Raw genomic sequence first — 14,842 nt, 5'->3', positions numbered from 1 at the left:
AGCCCGGCGGCCGCGGATCAGCCCGCGATGGAGTCGAGTTGTTCCGCTGCCGGGCGCAGGGCCCAGAGGTCACCGCCCGGCGGCTCCTCCAGCAGCGGGACCGCCCGCCGCGCCCGTACGTCACCGGCGTCCGCGGCCGCGTGGACGATGTCGTCCGCGGCGTAGCGGAGGAAGCCGAGTTCCTGATGCGGCCAGGCGGCCGTTCCTGTCGCGGCGGGCAGCAGGTAGTCCACCGCTTTGAACAGGCTCTGCCCGTCCGGGCCCCGGTACGCCCACAGGTTCACGCCGACGTGCCGGCCGATGGCCGCGAGCCGGGTGTGGGCGACCAGGTCGAAGGTCGAGTAGTGCCAGCTTCTGGTCCGTGTCAGCTCCTGGGGCTGGCTGCCGTCGGCCGCGATCTGGGCCGCGATGCGTGTGCCTCGGACGTTCAGGACGGTTCGCCGGGCCAGGTCCCTGTCGCCGGTCGCGTAGGCGAGTGCGGCGAGCTGCATGTCGTAGAAGGTGCCGTGGTTGTTGGTGGCCGCGGCCTCCTCGCTGCCGAAGTCGCTGGTCCTGAGCCAGCCGAGGAAGTCGCTGTTCCACCTCGTCATGCCGGCACGGTCCTTCCGGGTCCAGCCCGGGGCGCCGGTGTCCAGCAGGGCGAGCGCGTCGAGGACGCTGGTGAAGGACTGCGAGAAGTCGATGATGCCGATGGCTCGGCCGTCGTACCTGCAGGGGATGAACTGCGCGTGGTTCAGGTTCGGGTTCATCCTCGTGGCCGGGTCGAGGAACCAGGTGCGCAGCACCTGCCCGGCCTTCTCGGCGTACCGCTTCTCGCCGGTGTAGTACCAGGCGAGGGAGAGGTCGTACGCGGCGTCGAAGGTCTTCTCGACGTCCTGGCGGTCGGTGCCGGTGTCGACCTCGGGGTTGCGCTCGCCGTCGCGTTGCACGTATGGGCAGCCCCAGGCGTTGTCGCTGGTCGGGGGCTTGGATGGCCACCAGTAGGGAGCCTGGCTCAGATAGTCGTGGACGTCGCCGCCGGGTGCGGGGCGTGGTTTGTCGACGACCGTCCAGGGGCCCTGGCTCAGCCATTTGCCGGCTCGGACGCTCAACGCGTCGACGGCTCGGCGCAGTTGGCGGTCGCCGTGCTTCACGCGCAGCTTGGTCCGCTGGAGTTGGGCGCCGTCCAGTACGGCCGTGTGCGGGACCTCGGGCGTGGACTCCGCCGTCACCCGCGCCGAGGCGGTGGGGACGGCGGCGCCGACGGCGAACGCGATGAAGGCCAACAGGAGGACGACCGGTCGTGACAGTGCCGAGGGTGCGCTCGTCTCGCTCATCGATCCACTCCGTTCAGGTGGGCGAACGTGCGGGTGGTGACGCGGGGACAGATCCCGGGCAGGGCAGGGGGCAGAACCCGGGCAGGACACGGGCAGAGCGTCTAGAGCGCGCGCTGTGCCGCGTGCAGGTTCCGCGGGCGTACCGCGTGCGGGCTGCCGTACAGCTCCAGGCGGGTATGGAGGTCGCCGGTGAGGTCGGGGACGTCGATCTGGTCGAACTCCCTGACCTCGTCGATGCCGACGGTGGCGGAGTACGGTGCCAGGCCGTCGATCCTGACGAGTCCCGCGCGGGCGTTGGTGACGCGGATGTTCCAGTGGGTGAAGCGGGCGCCGAACAGGGGGCCGGCGCTCGCGTCACCGCCGTGGCGGCCGGTGTTGTTCAGGGTGATGTCGGTGCGGACGTTGGCGAAGGGCAGTCCGCGGTGGCTGTCGAAGGTGCCCATCCGCATGTCGCCGCGCGACCAGACGTTGTACGAGGACAGCCCCTCGACGTTGATGCCGTGCAGTTGGGTGTTGGAGGGTGCGGGGACGGTGCGCTCCTCGATGGCGAAGTCCTCGACGAGGTTGTCGTGCGAGCCCTCACGGCAGAAGTAGGGGTGGTGGGAGCCTCGGCCGGTGACACGTGTCCGTCGCAGGGTGCACGCGGAGGCGGACACCAGGCCGAAGCCGTTGTCGACGTGGCGGACCGTCACGTCGTCCACCCAGCAGTCGTACGCGCACTGCAGGACGACGCCGTTGTGCCCCTTGTCCAGCAGATGCGGCTGCTGCGGGGTCTCCCTGGCCTCAAGGGTCAGGCCCTCCACCCCGGAGCGCGTCAACTCAGGTACGTGCGTGGTCAGTTGCGGGTTCCATTCCGGGCGTACGTCGAGCGGCAGCGGACGTTCGAGGGTGAGCGTGCGGCCGCGGACCCGGGCGATGCGGACGGGCCACTCGTAGGGGACGTACGACGTCAGCTTCGTCTTGTCGTCCCAGAAGTAGGCCTCGGGTCCGGGGCCGCCGCCGCACATGTGCTCCAGGAGCGTGTGCTGCGCGTCGTCGGCCAGCCGGAGGAGGACCAGGGCACCGGGGCGCAGTGACGTCGGGTTCGTCACCGTGATCGTCCATGAGCCCTGCCGGGCCGGGGCGACCGCCGTGAGCGGGCGCCACTCGTCGCGCAGGTTGCCCGTCCATCCCTCGAAGGGCCACGCCTTCGCCCTGATCGCGGCGACGAGCGAGGACCAACGGGCTTTGGGGGCCAGCCAGATGAGACCGCCCGCCCATGACCAGCCCGACTTGTCGCCGCCGTAGCGGGAGCCGTACGCGCCGATCAGTTCGGTGAGGTTCTTCGTCGCGTACAGGGTCGTACGGCCGCTGCCGGCGCCCTTGAGGGTCACGTTCGACCGGTCCAGGCGGATCACGTCGTCGATGCGGAACGTGCCGGGCGGAATAGTGACCGTGCCACCGCCGGCCCGGCCGGCAGCGGCGATGGCGCGGTTGATCGCGGGGGCGGAGTCGGTCACGCCGTCGGCGACGGCACCGAAATCGCGTACGTCGGCGACAGCGTGACGGCGGGGGTGGTGGGCCGCCCCGCCGAAGCAGCCCGCGCGGCCGACGTAGGGGATCTGCGGGTGCGTGAAGGGTGCGTGGGTGAACTCCCGCCAGAGAAGCGGGGTTTCGGTCAGCGGCGTTCCGGTCGGCGGTGTTCCCGGTCCGGCCGCCGTCGCGATGCCGGTACCGGCCGCCACGGCACCGGCCGCCATCGCGACGGCGCCGCCCAGGACGGCACGCCTGGTCGAGCTGGAGGTCATGTGCATGACATTCGATGTGCCGGTGACGGCTGCGTGTGCGTCTCTCATGTCCGTTCGCCCTTTCCATGGTCTTTCATGGATGTGAACGACGTTCAGATGTGCGCTGAGCGGTGAGCATGCCACGACACACTTGAGGACGAAAGGGCTCGTGCGCTCTTTATTGGCTTGGACCTTTAGAGAGATGGCCTGCACACCGATTCAGATGGGTGAACCGGTCGATGTGGAGCCACATCCCGTCCGAGGCGTTGACGTCATCGGATGAATCTCCTACGTTGCCGTGCGGTCGGGTGCTGCGAAAGCCGTCGCAACCCTTCTCGCTAGGCACGAATGTCATCACCCATGGTTGGGCTGAGCCGCCAGACATCCGACGAATGGAGACAGGACATGAGACGCGGACATCTCTCCGTACTGGCCGTCGTGACGGCGTTGCTGGCCCTCCCGGTCCAGGCCCACGCGCACGCGGCGCAGTCCGGCCGCGCCTACCACGTCGCCCCTCGCGGCAGCGACCACTCACCCGGCACGCGGGCCCGCCCGCTGCGCACCATCGGCGCCTGCCTCGAACGAGTCCGGCCCGGCGACACCTGCCTGGTCCACCAGGGCACCTACCGTGAGCAGTTGACCCCTCCCTCGGGCACCGAGGGTGCTCCGATCACGATCGCCGCGTACGGGGACGGTCCGGTGACCGTGGACGGCACGGAGCGGGTGACCGGCTGGCAGGACGCCGGCGGCGGACTGATCGCCACCGACACCGACCTGCCGCCCGACCCGGACTTCAACGCGGTGTTCCTCGACAACGCCCGCGCCGCCGAGGGCCGTTGGCCCAATTCCGGCGCCGATCCGCTGAACGCCACCTGGGCCGAGGCCGACACCACCTCCACCGACCAGCACATCGACGACACCGACCTGCCCGACGCCGACTGGACCGGCGCCACCGTGCACCTGTGGGCGGGCTCCAACCCCTGGGCCCAGCAGACCGGCACGGTCACCGCCGCCTCGGCGGGCAAGCTGGACTTCCGGGGCGGCAACTACCGCTGCCCGCCCCTGTGCATGGGCAACCAGACCTACCGCAACTACTACCTCGTCGGGTCGAAGGCGGCCCTCGACCAGCCCGGCGAGTGGTACTACGACAGGGCCGCACACCGGCTGTTCATGGTCCCCCCGAAGGACGGCATCGCCGGACACACGGTGACCGCCAAGCACCGGCTGTGGGGCGTCGACCTGAGCGCCAGTTCCCACGTCACCGTGCGCGGCCTGAGCCTCTGGGGCACTTCCCTCCGAACGGGCAAGTCGAGTACGGGAGTTGTGGTCGACGGGCTGCACGCCACGTACGTCTCCGAGTTCTCCACCCTGCCCATGCCGCCGGACAGTGACCTCGCGGTCGAGCCGTTCGAGGGCCACATCGTCGCCTCCCGCATCCTCGACTCGGGCGTACAGATCCTCGGTACCGGCAACACCCTGAGGAACAGCGAGATCTCGCGGTCGGCCGGCGACGGCGTCCTGGTCCGCGGCACCGGCAACACCGTCACCGGCAACTACATCCACGACGTCGGCTGGATGGGCAGTTACACCCCCGGCATCGAGATCAACGGCAACGACCACACGGTCACCCACAACACGATCCGGCGCACCGGGCGGGCGGCCATCGACACGGCCTGGCAGCTCAACGGCACCGAGTTCCACGGCAACCGCATCGCCTACAACGACCTGTCCGAGGCGATGCGCACCTCCCGCGACGGCTCCCCCTTCTACGTGTGCTGCAGCCTGAACGGCTCGGGCACCTCCGTCGACCACAACACCGCGCACGACGCCGACGGCCAGAACGGCTACTACGTCGACAACTACTCCGGCCACTTCAGGCTCCATCACAACGTCGCCTGGAACACCGGCAGCCGAGGCGTCTTCTTCAACGGGCACACCGGCCCGAGCATCGCCAACGAGGACCACAACTCCAGTTACGGGGTGGGCGTCAACGTCGCCTCGGTCGCCCTCAGCGGCGCGACGGACGCGTCGGGTTCGTACTTCAGTAACATCGTCGGGCCCAAGCCGGTCACCGCGACGCAGACCGGAAATCCGCTGCCGGTCGTCCGCTCCAACCTGATCGGCGAGAAGCCCGGCTACGCGGACGCCGTCAACGGTGAGCTGTGGCTGACGCCGGGTTCGCCCGCCATCGACGCGGGCGAGGTGGTCGACGGCGTCACGACCGACACCGTGGGCACGGCTCCCGACCAGGGTGCCTACGAGTACGGCGGTCCCGTCTGGTCGACCGGCTGCGATCTGCCCGGCTGCCGGCAGCGGGTGCGGCACGGCAGTTGGACCGCCACCGCGAGCGACGGCACCGACGCCGCCACCACAGTCGACGGCGACATCAACACCCGCTGGACGGGCGCCGCCCCGCAGGCCGCCGGCCAGTCCCTGACCGTCGACCTCGGCGAGAGCAAGACCTTCGCCCGGCTCTCCCTCGACGCGGGCCGTGACACCGGCGGGCAGCCGTACGGATTCGCGGTCTCCGTGAGCCGCGACGGCACGCACTGGGGTGAGCCCCTCGCCCAGGTCTCCGGCCGCTCCTTCACCCAGGACGCGGTGTTCCCCCGGCAGACCATCGCCCGCTATGTACGCGTCACACTGACCGCGAACGGGCCGACGCCCTGGGTCGTCAACGACATCAGGCTGTACGGGGACGGGCCCGACGCCGCCTCGACGCTCCAGGCCGAACAGGCCACCTCGGTAAGGGGGGTGGCGCGCGGCACGGCGGCCACCGGCGTCCTCGGCGCGGGCGACGGGCTGGGCTTCGACGCGGTGAACATCCGGGGCAGGCACCTCACCGTGCGTCTCGAATCCAGCTGCGCGCGGGGCTGTTCGCTCGGGTTGCGGCTGGACTCACCGGACGGCCCGGTGGCCGCGGTGGTGCCCCTCACGGACACCGTCGGCGAATGGCGGGAACGGTCCGTGACTCTGCGCCGCGAGGTCAGCGGCACCCACGACCTGTACCTCGTGGCGGAGGGCGGGATCCGGGTCGCCGCGCTCGACTGGCTGACGATCCGCCCCTGACCGGCTTCTTCGCCTCCGGTCCCCCGCGCTGCCCGCCGGCGGTCTCGGGGCGGTCAGGCCACGGCGTTCACCAGGTCGGCCACGACGTCGGGCCGCTCCAGTGCGATGAAGTGGCCCGCTCCCCGCACCTGGGTGAACTCTGCGGCGGGCAGCAGCTTCTTGTTGGCTTCGCGGTCCGAGGGCCGGGACCAGTCCTTCTCGCCGTAGACGAGGTGGATCGGGGCCTTGACCTCGGGATAGCGCGAGCGGGCCGCGATGAGGCTGGGCAGGCTCTGGTACACCGCCCGGGCCACGGTCGGGTAGCCGGGGCGGCTGCCCACCTGGAGAAGTTCGTCGATGTAGTCGCCGCGCAGAGCGGTCTTGTCGCCCAGGCCGCCCTGCAGGACCTTGCTGAGGACGGGCTTGGGCTCCACGCCGGCGATCACCGGGCCCACCCCCGGCGCGAGGACACCGCCGACCACCACGCGGGCGAGGAGGCTGGAGCGGGCGATACCGCCGCTGAAGTCGTACGTGTTGACCGCGACGACACGCCGTACCCGGTCCGGCAGATCGGCCGCCGCGGTCAGCGCGAGCACCGCCCCCATCGACTCCCCCACCAACGTCACGTCGTGGAGGTCGAGTTGGGTGAGGAGCCGTTCGACGCCCGCGCGCATCGCCGGCTCGTCATACGACGCACCGGGCACGATCTCGGAGTAGCCCATCCCGGGCAGGTCGAGGGCGTACACGGTGTAGTGGTCGGAGACCAGCGGGATGACGGAGCGGTAGTGCTCGGCCTGGGTGCGCACGGTGTGCAGCAGGACCAGGGGAGCGCCGGTGCCCGCTCTGAGATAGCGCAGCGTTCCTTCGTGGCCGGAGCCTCCCGGGCGGGGGGCGAGGGTGTGGCTGGTGGTCCCCGGAATGTCGATCGTGGGACGCGACGTGGTGTCGGGCATCTCGGACTCCTCGTGGGTGAACTGTGGGCTGATGACTGGGGGTTCGGGCGGGGGGGCGGGCCGGCGGGATGGCGCCGGCCCGGTCGGTCGTCGGGGCGTGTTCCGGTCCGTGGCCTACTGGGCCAGCTGGGGATACAGTCCCGCGAGGTCTCCGGCGAGGCCTGCCTTGACCTGCCGTGAGATGTCGTCGGCGAGTACCTCGTGCGCGCCCGTCTCGATGCCGTCGAGGGCTCGTGCGGCGACGTCGCGCGGGTCGGCCTTGGGACCGTCGGCGCCCGCCGCAAGGTCCGTGTCCACATATCCGACGTGCAGTCCGGTGACACCGATGCCGCGCGGCTGGAGTTCCAGGCGCAGGGAGTTCGTCTGCGACCACAGAGCGGCCTTGGAGGCGCTGTAGGAGCCGCCGAGGGCGAGCCAGGACAGCACCGAGTGCACATTGAGGATGTGGCCGCCGCCGTTGCTCTCGATGACCGGCACGAAGGCCCGGGCGACCAGCAGCGGGCCGTAGAAGTTGGTCTCGAACTCCTGGCGCACGTCGTCGAGCGGGGACCCGAGGAAGGACGCTCCGACCGAGGCGCCGGCGTTGTTGATCAGCACGGTGACATCCTGCGCCTGCGCGGCGGCCGCCGCCACGGACGCCGGGTCGGTGACCTCCAGTGCCACCGGGACGGCGTCGGGATGCGTCACCGTGCGCGGGTCGCGGGCGGTGGCGTAGACCTTGCCTGCTCCACGCAGGTAAAGCTCCTCCACCAGCGCTTTGCCTATCCCGCGGCTACCGCCGGTGACGAAGACGCTCGCGCCCTTGAGGGATGCCATGACTGCCTCCACAACGTGAAACTGACCGGTTTCCACAACAGTAAACCGATCGGTTTCCACGCGCAAGTCCCAACCGACCGGACCTTGGAGGCGGCGTCCGCGCCCGCCTTCGCCCGGGCTGCGGATCCCTGTCGACACAGCGGCGCGGCGACACAAAGGCGTCACAGATGCCTACGCCGAAAGGATGGAGGGGCCCGGCGCCCGCGCGCCACCGGCGCAGGATTCCCCGCCCCCGGCCCGCCGGGCACGAGCGCGGCGCGCCCGCCCGAACCCGCGGCGGGCACCTCGCGGCCGAACCGAGGCCGAGGGCAGGGCCAGAGCCGCGCGTCAGCGCATGTGGCTCGCGTCGAGCATCGCGGCCACGGTGGGCGCGATGAGCCCCGACAACTCGTCGGCGCCGATTCCCGCGCGGGCACTGGCGCCGTCGAAGACCAGGATCAGCTGCCGGGCAAGTAGATCCGGGTCGCTCGCGCCGCCCCGTTCGACCTCGGCACGGAAGAAGCCCGTCAGGTTCGCCTTGACCTGGTGCGCCACCCGGCTGGCAGGGTGGTTCCGGTCCTTGAGCTCGATCTGGACGGACAGATACCGACAGCCGTGGAAGCCGGGCGAATCCGCCTGCGACTCCAGCTGGCGGAAGACATGCGTAATCCGCTCGCGCGGTGAACGGCCGTCGTCCGGCGCGGGCAGGAGCCCGGCCACGAAGGCGGCGGCGCGTTCCTCCAGGCTCGCCGCCAGCAGTTCATCCTTGCTCTCGAACAGCTGGTACATGGAACGCTTCGACACCCCCGCCGCCCTGCACAGCGCGTCGACGCCGATACCTGCACCGTCTCGATAGGTGAGCGTCGCCGCCGCCTCCAGCAGCCGCTCCCTGGAACTTGACTTCGTCTCGGTGGTCATAACGCGAGAGTAACTCGCCTGAGACGAAATGGAAACCGATCGGTTTACGATGATCTCCGGGTGGCTTCGGCGCCGCCGAACAGCCGAAGGCGAGCGCACCGCCCCCGCCGCGATGGCGCACGTCGAGTACGGCCACAGACCCCTCGACGTGAGCTACCGCATACTCCTCGGCGCGTTCCGGCTCAGTGGGCGACGACGGGCTCGCCCTCCGACGGCGCCAGAGCGGCGTTCGGGATCAGGAACGCCGCAAGCAGTGCGCCGACCACGAAGAACCCTGCGCCCCACGCCAGGGTGGCCGTGTAGCCCTCGACGCCGGCCTGGGCCACGGTCAGCGCGCCGGCCCGGTGCGAGGACAGGTAGTCGGTCGTGGCCGACGAGGCGACGGTGGTCAGCAGCGCCGTGCTGATCGAACCGCCCACCTGCTGACCGGTGTTGATCAGCGCCGAGGCGACGCCCGAGTCCTCGTGATGTATGCCCGCGGTCGCGCCCTGGAACGCCGTGGTCATCACTGCACCGAGGCCCAGGCCCAGCAGGATCAGGCCGGGCATGATGTGGGCGGCGTAGGTGCTGTCCAGCTTGAGCTGGGTCAGCAGAGCCATACCGGAGGCGGCGATCAGGAAGCCGGCGCTGACCACGACCTTCGGACCGACCCTGGGCAGCAGCAGCGCGGGCGCCGTGGTCGACGCGACGACGATGCCCCCGACCATGGGCAGGAACGCCAGACCGGTCTTGATCGGCGAGTAGCCGATGCTGGCCTCCAGGTAGTAGGTCAGGAACAGGAAGATCGAGAACATCCCCATGCCGATGACGAACACCGCCAGGAACGAGCCACCGCGCGTCCGGTCGAGCACGAGTCGCAGCGGCAGCAGCGGATGCGCGACCCTGGCCTCCAGCCATACGAACACCGCGAGCAGCACCACGCCGACGGCCATCGAGCCGAGGGAGACCGGGTTGGTCCAGCTGGTCGACTCGACGTGCGCGAACCCGTAGACGATGGCGAACAGCGCGGCGCTCACCACGATCGTGCCCGGGATGTCGAGTTTGGGCCGCTCGGAGATCGCGGGCTTGGCCAGCAGCAACAGCGCGCCGACCAGTGCGAAGGCCGCGAAGATGACATTCACGTACATCACCCAGCGCCACGACGCCCACTCGGTGAGCATGCCGCCGAGCAGCAGCCCGATCGCGCCGCCGGCGCCGGCCAGCGCGCTGAAGATGCCGAAGGCCTTGGCCCGCTCGGACCGTTCGGTGAAGGTCACGCTGAGCAGTGAGAGTGCCGCGGGCGCGAGCAGCGCGGCGAAGAGTCCCTGGGCCACGCGTGCCGCGACGAGGACCTCGAAGTTGCCGGCCGCGCCGCCGAGGACCGACGCCCCCGCGAAGCCGATCAGGCCGGTCACGAAGGTGGTACGCCGGCCGAAGAGGTCACCGAGCCGACCACCGAGCAGCAGCAGGCTGCCGAACGCCAGGGCGTAACCCGTGATGACCCACTGCCGGCTGCCGTCACTGAACCCGAGGTCGTGCTGCGCCGCGGGCAGCGCGATGTTCACGACGGTGGCGTCGAGCGTGACCATGAGCTGCGCGACGCCCAGCACGACGAGCACCCACCAGCGCGTGGCATGTGAGCCGCGGCGGCCCGAGTCTGTTTTCCCGGAAGCGGGCGCGCCGCGATCGAAGGTGGTAGTCATTTTTCCCTTTTTCGCTGGTCGGAGGCAGAACATCGACTGGAAACCGATCTGTTTCCACCTAGGAAAACAGATCGGTTTCCCCAATGCAAGCGAATGGGCCCCCAGGGGCCCCTGATCGGACTCGGCAGGGCCGCCACCGGGCACCAGACGCAGACTCCGTCCCGTGCCGCCCTGTACCGCCACCTCGGAGAGAGCGCCTGAGACCTGGTCGTGGCAGTCCTACCGCGCGTCGAGCGCCTCCACCTCGGCCGCCGCTGAATCCACCGCCTCCGCGTCCGCCCCACTGCCTCGGAGTCCGAGGGCGACGAGAACGGCGGCCGCCGGCACGATCGTCGGTTCCACGGCAATGACCGTGCGAAGGCCCGTCAGCAGGTCCGAGGAGGTGGTGACCAGGCCGGTCGCCAGGCCCCGCTCCGTGTCCGGTATGCCGGACGTGACCGTCAGACCGTAGGAGACGATCACGCCGAGGTGGCACACGCACGCCAGGGAGATGGCGGCCATGGCGAGCCACATCGACGAGACGTCGGCGTTCACGCCCAGCAGCGCCCCGGTCAGCACGCCCTGCCCGGCGAGCGAGCCGGACAGGCAAGGGGACACCCTCGCGGGGCTGCAGCGTGCTCGCTCTGCGACATGCCGCCGCCCGTCCTGGCCGGGGCGGGTACCGCGGAGGTGGAAGCGCCCCCGGCGAGAACCGCGCCGAAGCCGGGCCTGATGTCGGGAACGGCGGACCGGGCATGCCGGGCGCTCGGACGACCTCTCCAACGGTTCGCTCCGGCGTTCACATCCGGCTGCAACCGGCAGGCAGCGAGGCGTAGAAGTGCGGAGGGTGCCGGGCGGCTTCGGCCCAGGTGCGGCGGCAACCAGCGATGGCCGCCGGTCCCCTCAACGACCAGGGGCTAAGAGGGCTGGCAACTCGTCGGTCCGTCAACGGCGCTGGAGGGGCTCTGCCGCGGTGCCCCTTCGGTACGTCCGGGCAGGCGGGTCAGCCGAACAGACGGCGCTGGATCTCCCGCCGGTAGTCCTCCAGGGTCCGGTCCAGGTGTACGGCCGTGGCTTCGGCCGCTTCGTCGGGGTGGCCGTCGCGGATGGCGCGGTAGATGGCCTCGTGCTCTTCGACCGCGGCCGAGGTGCCCTCGCCGAGGGTGTTGTGGATGCCGATCGCGCTGGACTGGCGCTGCAGTCGGCGGGCGTCGCGCACCGCGCTGCCGAGGAAGGTGTTGTGCGAGGCGGCCGCCACCGCCGCGTGGAAGTCGTCGTCGCCCTGGTTGAAGACGTCGACCTCACCATGGAGGTACCCGTGCCGGCACTGCTGCATCGCGACCTCGATGGCGCGCAGTTCGGCCGGCGTGGCGCGGGTGGCCGCGAGTCTGGCGGCGGCCATCTCCTGGACCCGGCGGAACTCGAAGAGCATGAGCACGTGGTCGAGATCCACAGGGCGGAAGAAACCACCCCAGCGACTGGTGATCAGCATGCCCTCGTCGTCCGCGACGAACAGACCGCGGCCCTTGTGCGCCCGCACCCGGCCCAGCGCCGAGAGGATCTTCACGGCTTCCCGGACCACCGCCCGACTGGTGTCCAGCCGCTGCGCCAAGTCGTTCTCCGTGGGCATCCGGTCGCCGGCCACCAGGCGCTCCTCGGCGATGAATTCGAGGATCCGCTCCGCCACGAGCTCGTATCCGGGCCGGTAGTCGCGCCGCCCGTCCGCGCCGTTCACCACTGCTGGCACGGCCGGCGTGTCGTTCATGTGTCCTGCCTCCGGGTGACTGCGACGTGCATGACTGATCCGGTTTGAAACCGCACTCATCGTACCTCAGGCCTCAATAAGTCGTACTCATTATTCAGGGGCTTGATCATAAATCTCTGCGCAACTTCAACCTTATTTACCCATTTGACCAGGTGCGGACGTAAGTTGAGCCGCCCTCTTGCGTCCAACCGGGTCTAAAAAAGCCGTACACACCCCTTGACGCCCCCTTCGATATGGCGGCTAATTTCTTCCGCAGCGGTAATGACAGAGCCGTCAGCCTCAGGCAAACCGAGTGGAGTCGCACATGTCCGTCTACAAGCCTTCGGTCACCCGGGAGACAGGGACCAGCAGGAGACGTGCCGCGTTGCTGGCCGGGTGTGCCACCACCGTGCTGCTCACCGTGACCGCCTGTGGCGGGGGTGGCGGCGCCGGTACGACGACCAAGGACGGATTCGCGCAGGCCGCGCAGAAGGACGGGGCGCTGACCGTCTGGGTGGACGCGACGCGCATGGACGCCGCGAAGCTGTACCAGTCGCAGCACCCGGACGTGAAGATGGACATCGTCAGCTACGACGGCGACGCCAACGGGTCCAACTACCTCCAGACGAAAGTCCAGTTGTTCAACCGCACGGGCAAGGGCTGGCCGGACGTCGTCTTCAGCTCCCAGAACAACGAGGCGAGCTGGGCGGTGGACGCCGGCTTCGCGGCGCCGCTGAACAAGGGCCTGATCCCGGAGGCGACCCTCGGTGGATTCGCCAAGGGCGCCAACGACGTCTGCACCGTCGACGGCACCCTGTACTGCCTGCGCAACGACCTCTCCCAGGCGGTGCTCTGGTACAACGCGCCGCTGCTGAAGAGGTTCGGGTACACGGTCCCGACGACCTGGGAGGAGTACCAGGCGCTCGGCGAGAAGGTCGCCAAGGAGCACCCCGGCTACCTCGTCGGCGACGCGGGCGACTCCTTCACCCCTGAGATCTACCTGTGGGCGAGCAAGTGCGGCGCCAACCACATCACCGGCCCCAAGGCCGTCTCGGTCAACACCACCAGCGAGGCCTGCACCAAGATGGCCAAGCTGATGGACGTACTGATCAAGAACAAGTCGATGTCGATCAGCGGCGTCTTCAGCACCGACTTCGCCAAGAACGAGGCCGACAAGGTCCTGCTGATGCCCGGCCCGGCCTGGTACGGCGGCGCCGTGTTCAAGGACGGCCTCAAGACGCCGGCCAAGCAGATCGCGGTCGCACCCATACCGCAGTGGCAGGGCGACACCTCACCGTCCACCGGCAACGTCGGCGGCGGCACCTGGCTGCTGTCCCAGCACTCCACCCACATCAAGGCGGCCACCGACTTCCTGAAGTGGGTCACCACCGACAACGCCTACCAGGGCGAGAAGGCCCCCGGCTTCCCGGCGTACGCTCCCGCCGCCGAGAACTGGCTGAAGGCGCAGGCCGCCTCCGGGTACTTCGACGGCGACCTCACCGCCCTCAAGGACGCCTCCTCGCAGGTGTGGTCGGACTGGGGTTCGGGCCAGTTCAGCCAGGAGGCGATCTGGGCGGCCACCGTCAAGCCCGGCATGACGCAGGGGAAGACCGTCGAGTCGCTGCTGCCCGCCTGGCAGGACTCGATCGTCAAGTACGCCAAGGCCGACGGATACAAGGTCTCCCAGTGACGCTCACGCACTCCTCCGCCCGCTCTGTCCGGGGGCGCCCTCGCGGCACCTCCCGGCAGAGCCGGGCCGGCGTGGCATTCGTCGCCGGCTACGTACTGCTCCTGATCGCCTTCGGCGTCCTCCCGACCTGTTACGCGATCTACTTCGCGTTCACGGACGCCGGAGGCGCCTTCACCGGCTTCTCCAACTTCGTCACCACGGCACAGGACTTCCGCTTCGTCGACTCCCTGGGCCACGTGGCCCTCTATCTGGTCTTCTGGCTCCTGTCCCTCGTCGTGTTCGTGGTGGTCCTGGCGCTGCTCCTGCACCGGCTGTCCTCCGGGCCGCTCAGCCAGGCGCTGCGCTTCCTCTACTACATCCCCGGCGCGCTCGCCGGCGCCGCGAGCGTCCTGGTGTGGCTGTTCATCCTCGACCCGACGGTCAGCCCCGTCAGCTCCCTGCTGGAGACGCTGGGCTTCCACACCTTCGGCGAGGTCATCGCCCCAGGCAACCTGGCCCTGCTGTTCACGATCATCGCGTTCTGGACCGGAGCGGGCGGCTGGATCGTCGTCATGTACGGCGCGCTCAACAACATCCCCAAGGACGTCATGGAAGCCGCCCGTATCGACGGCGCCAACGGCTGGCAGACCGCCTGGCGCGTCCAGATCCCCATGCTCCGCAAGTGGATCGTCTACATGGCGATCCTGGCATTCGCGGGCGGCGCCCAGCTCTTCGTCGAGCCGCAGCTGCTCTCCCTCGCCAGCACGGGCGTGGCCGGCCGCGACTACTCGCTCAACCAGCTGACGTACGACTTCGCCTTCCAGATGAACAACATCAACGGCGCGGCCGCGGTCTCCGTGGAGCTTCTGGTCGTCAGCGTGTCGGTCGCCGGTGTCTTCGTCGCACGGTCGGGGTTCTTCGATGCCGACTGACACCCGACCCACTCCCCCTGCCACCGCCCGCGCGGAACGG

10 protein-coding genes and 1 pseudogene are annotated in these 14,842 nt (G+C 69.7%); 3 read left to right on the top strand and 8 right to left on the bottom strand.

The genetic code is table 11. The features are described 5' to 3' along the window. Positions 1–17: 17 nt before the first annotated feature. Both OG241_RS43760 and OG241_RS43755 read right to left on the bottom strand, forming a co-directional pair. The gene (locus tag OG241_RS43760; RefSeq protein WP_405823811.1) at positions 18–1,316 is read right to left on the bottom strand and encodes an alginate lyase family protein; all 1,299 of its coding nucleotides are present in this window, start codon (positions 1,314–1,316) and stop codon (positions 18–20) included. Between the two features lie 101 nt (positions 1,317–1,417). Beyond that, entirely contained in the window at positions 1,418–3,103 is a 1,686-nt protein-coding gene (locus tag OG241_RS43755; protein WP_405823809.1) for a glycosyl hydrolase family 28-related protein, read from the bottom strand. A 384-nt stretch (positions 3,104–3,487) separates the two neighbouring features. Between OG241_RS43755 and OG241_RS43750 the strand changes: the two genes are divergently transcribed. After that, positions 3,488–6,151 (top strand): discoidin domain-containing protein, encoded by a 2,664-nt coding sequence (locus tag OG241_RS43750; RefSeq protein WP_405823807.1) that lies wholly within the window; start codon positions 3,488–3,490, stop codon positions 6,149–6,151. A gap of 53 nt (positions 6,152–6,204) precedes the next feature. Here OG241_RS43750 and OG241_RS43745 read toward each other — a convergent pair whose 3' ends face one another. The 6 genes and pseudogenes from OG241_RS43745 to OG241_RS43720 all read right to left on the bottom strand — a co-directional run bounded on the left by OG241_RS43745 (position 6,205) and on the right by OG241_RS43720 (position 12,222). Then, complete coding sequence (locus OG241_RS43745; RefSeq protein WP_405823805.1) at positions 6,205–7,083, bottom strand: alpha/beta fold hydrolase; 879 nt, start codon at positions 7,081–7,083, stop codon at positions 6,205–6,207. Between the two features lie 114 nt (positions 7,084–7,197). Next, positions 7,198–7,899, bottom strand: coding sequence for an SDR family oxidoreductase (locus OG241_RS43740; RefSeq protein ID WP_405823803.1), 702 nt, complete (start codon positions 7,897–7,899; stop codon positions 7,198–7,200). A gap of 327 nt (positions 7,900–8,226) precedes the next feature. Beyond that, positions 8,227–8,796 (bottom strand): TetR/AcrR family transcriptional regulator, encoded by a 570-nt coding sequence (locus OG241_RS43735; protein ID WP_405823801.1) that lies wholly within the window; start codon positions 8,794–8,796, stop codon positions 8,227–8,229. Positions 8,797–8,978: 182 nt separating this feature from the next. After that, positions 8,979–10,478, bottom strand: a complete 1,500-nt coding sequence (locus OG241_RS43730; RefSeq protein ID WP_405823800.1) for an MFS transporter — start codon at positions 10,476–10,478, stop codon at positions 8,979–8,981. A 219-nt stretch (positions 10,479–10,697) separates the two neighbouring features. Beyond that, positions 10,698–11,063: pseudogene (locus tag OG241_RS43725) on the bottom strand (MFS transporter); the annotation flags it as partial. Positions 11,064–11,460: 397 nt separating this feature from the next. Then, positions 11,461–12,222 (bottom strand): FadR/GntR family transcriptional regulator, encoded by a 762-nt coding sequence (locus OG241_RS43720; RefSeq protein WP_405823798.1) that lies wholly within the window; start codon positions 12,220–12,222, stop codon positions 11,461–11,463. Between the two features lie 304 nt (positions 12,223–12,526). On the opposite strand from OG241_RS43720, the gene OG241_RS43715 reads away from it, so the two are divergent. Continuing rightward, on the top strand, positions 12,527–13,891 hold the full coding sequence (locus OG241_RS43715) for an ABC transporter substrate-binding protein (RefSeq protein ID WP_405823796.1): 1,365 nt from the start codon (positions 12,527–12,529) through the stop codon (positions 13,889–13,891). Then, positions 13,888–14,802, top strand: coding sequence for a carbohydrate ABC transporter permease (locus tag OG241_RS43710; RefSeq protein ID WP_405823794.1), 915 nt, complete (start codon positions 13,888–13,890; stop codon positions 14,800–14,802). The genes OG241_RS43715 and OG241_RS43710 overlap by 4 nt, the downstream gene beginning before the upstream one ends. Positions 14,803–14,842: the final 40 nt, after the last annotated feature.

The sequence above is a fragment of the Streptomyces sp. NBC_01390 genome (genome assembly GCF_045040105.1).
Lineage (GTDB): Bacteria > Actinomycetota > Actinomycetes > Streptomycetales > Streptomycetaceae > Streptomyces.
This window is presented reverse-complemented; position numbering and strand designations above follow the sequence as displayed.

Coding starts and splice junctions, on each gene's coding strand:
- OG241_RS43745 (WP_405823805.1), bottom strand. CDS start 7,083: ATGCCCGACACCACGTCGCGTCCCACGATCGACATTCCGGGGACCACC.
- OG241_RS43720 (WP_405823798.1), bottom strand. CDS start 12,222: ATGAACGACACGCCGGCCGTGCCAGCAGTGGTGAACGGCGCGGACGGG.
- OG241_RS43715 (WP_405823796.1), top strand. CDS start 12,527: ATGTCCGTCTACAAGCCTTCGGTCACCCGGGAGACAGGGACCAGCAGG.
- OG241_RS43755 (WP_405823809.1), bottom strand. CDS start 3,103: ATGACCTCCAGCTCGACCAGGCGTGCCGTCCTGGGCGGCGCCGTCGCG.
- OG241_RS43740 (WP_405823803.1), bottom strand. CDS start 7,899: ATGGCATCCCTCAAGGGCGCGAGCGTCTTCGTCACCGGCGGTAGCCGC.
- OG241_RS43760 (WP_405823811.1), bottom strand. CDS start 1,316: ATGAGCGAGACGAGCGCACCCTCGGCACTGTCACGACCGGTCGTCCTC.
- OG241_RS43735 (WP_405823801.1), bottom strand. CDS start 8,796: ATGACCACCGAGACGAAGTCAAGTTCCAGGGAGCGGCTGCTGGAGGCG.
- OG241_RS43730 (WP_405823800.1), bottom strand. CDS start 10,478: ATGACTACCACCTTCGATCGCGGCGCGCCCGCTTCCGGGAAAACAGAC.
- OG241_RS43750 (WP_405823807.1), top strand. CDS start 3,488: ATGAGACGCGGACATCTCTCCGTACTGGCCGTCGTGACGGCGTTGCTG.